The following is a 1,944-nucleotide window of genomic DNA, read 5'->3' on the forward strand; positions in this document are numbered from 1 at the left end:
TATAAGAGACAGGTGGTGGACGCCTCCATCAGGCGGGCGCGGCGGCGTTCGGCCACCACGTCGCGGATCCGGCGCTGCATCTGTCGACGGATCCGAATCATCTCGCTGTTGCTGATCACGCTGGCTCCTCCCCCGAAGGCAACGCGCGCCGGGGCATACCCGGTATGTGAATAGTAAGACGTACGGGCGAGCCAATTAGTTGCCCAAGATCGTGAACTATTTCCCGGGCTCGTCGCCACGCACACCCGGCCGCTGCGACTCCACTACGGTTGCTCCCATGGGTCAGAGCAACGGGCGGGCGGACGGCCGCGAGCCGGGGCAGGAACGGCACCGGGGTGCCGTTACGCTGCGTCGACAGGCGATTACCAATAGTACCGCTGACCAGCGCCTGCTCGACTCGCGGGGGCGTGGTGACTGGAAGACCAAGGACGCCTGGCGGGCGCTGCGGATCCTCTCCGAGTTCGTCGAGGGGTTCGACACCCTCGCCGACCTGCCCCCGGCGGTCAGCGTCTTCGGCTCCGCGCGCAGCCGCCCGGAGAGCCCGGAGTGCCGGATGGCGGAGGCGCTGGGCGCGGCTCTGGCCCGGGCCGGCTACGCGGTGATCACCGGCGGCGGGCCGGGCGTGATGGAGGCGGCCAACCGGGGCGTCAGCGAGGCCGGCGGGCTGTCCGTCGGGCTCGGCATCGAACTCCCCTTCGAACAGGGCATCAACGACTGGGTGGACCTGGCCATCGACTTCCGCTACTTCTTTGCCCGCAAGACCATGTTCGTCAAGTACGCCCAGGCGTTCGTCGTCCTGCCCGGCGGGTTCGGCACGATGGACGAGCTGTTCGAGGCGCTCACGTTGGTGCAGACCGGCAAGGTCACCCGGTTCCCGGTCGTGCTGATGGGCGTGGACTACTGGCGCGGGCTGCTCGACTGGCTACGCGACACCATGGCGGCCGAGGGCAAGATCGGGGCGGTCGACCTGGAGCTCATCTGCCTCACCGACGACGTCAACGCGGCGGTGCGGCACATCGTGGAGGCCGAGGCCATCCTCTCCGCCGAGCAGGAGGCGGTCCGCGAGGAGGCCGTTGCCCTGACCGCCGCCGAGCAGCGGGCCGCCGCGGAGCATCCGCCGGCTGGCGCGGCCCGTTCCGCCGGTGCGGCCGCCGGACAGCGGGCCGTCGCGGAGCGGCCGGCGACCGGAGCGGCCGGCTCCGCCACGGCGGAGTCCCGGGCCGGCGCGGGTGGCTCCGGCGGCCGGGGCGACCGGAGCGGTGGCGTCCGCCGGGCCGGCGACGAGGGCGGGGGGAGCTGAGGATGGCGGCGATCTGCGTGTTCTGCGCCTCCTCCCGTACGCTCGACCAGCGCTGGCTGGACCTGGCGACCGAGACCGGCGCGGAGATCGCCCGGCGCGGGCATACGCTGGTCAGCGGCGGCGGGTGCGTCGGCATGATGGGCGCGGTGGCCGACGGCGCGCGGGCCGCCGGCGGCCGGACCCTGGGGGTGATCCCGCAAGCGCTGGTCGACCTGGAGGTCGCCGACCTGGCCTCGGACGAGCTGCTCGTCACGGACTCGATGGCCAGCCGCAAGACCCTCATGATCGACAAGTCGGACGCGTTCCTCACCCTGCCGGGCGGTCTCGGCACGCTCGACGAGCTCTTCGAGGTCTGGACCACCGCCACCCTCGCCCTGCACGCCAAGCCGATGGTGCTGGTGGACACCGACCGCTTCTACCGTCCCCTGCTCGACTGGCTGCACGGTCTGGCCGGCCAGACCTTCCTCAAGCCTGCCGGCCTCGACCTGCTCACCGTCGTGGACTCCGTCCCCGCCGCACTGACCACCCTCGAATCGCACCTCACCTGACCCCGACCCCTCGTGGGGGTGTCGTACGGGTCTGGTGGGATGGGGGGATGCAGGCGTACCGGCTGGTGCGTCGGCCTGCCGACGCGGCCCGGGGGG

General features: G+C 71.9%; 1 protein-coding gene and 1 pseudogene. Both read left to right on the top strand.

The features are described 5' to 3' along the window. Positions 1-277: 277 nt before the first annotated feature. A pseudogene (locus C1I99_RS31355) lies at positions 278-1,126 on the top strand (LOG family protein); the annotation flags it as partial. 176 nt (positions 1,127-1,302) lie between these two features. After that, positions 1,303-1,848, top strand: a complete 546-nt coding sequence (locus C1I99_RS31360) for an LOG family protein (RefSeq protein WP_111137747.1) — start codon at positions 1,303-1,305, stop codon at positions 1,846-1,848. The last annotated feature ends 96 nt before the right edge of the window (positions 1,849-1,944 follow it).

Source organism: Micromonospora deserti (assembly GCF_003236335.1).
GTDB lineage: Bacteria > Actinomycetota > Actinomycetes > Mycobacteriales > Micromonosporaceae > Micromonospora > Micromonospora deserti.

Excerpts from the sequence above, each read along its gene's own strand:
- C1I99_RS31360 (WP_111137747.1), top strand. The coding sequence starts at position 1,303 with ATGGCGGCGATCTGCGTGTTCTGCGCCTCCTCCCGTACGCTCGACCAG.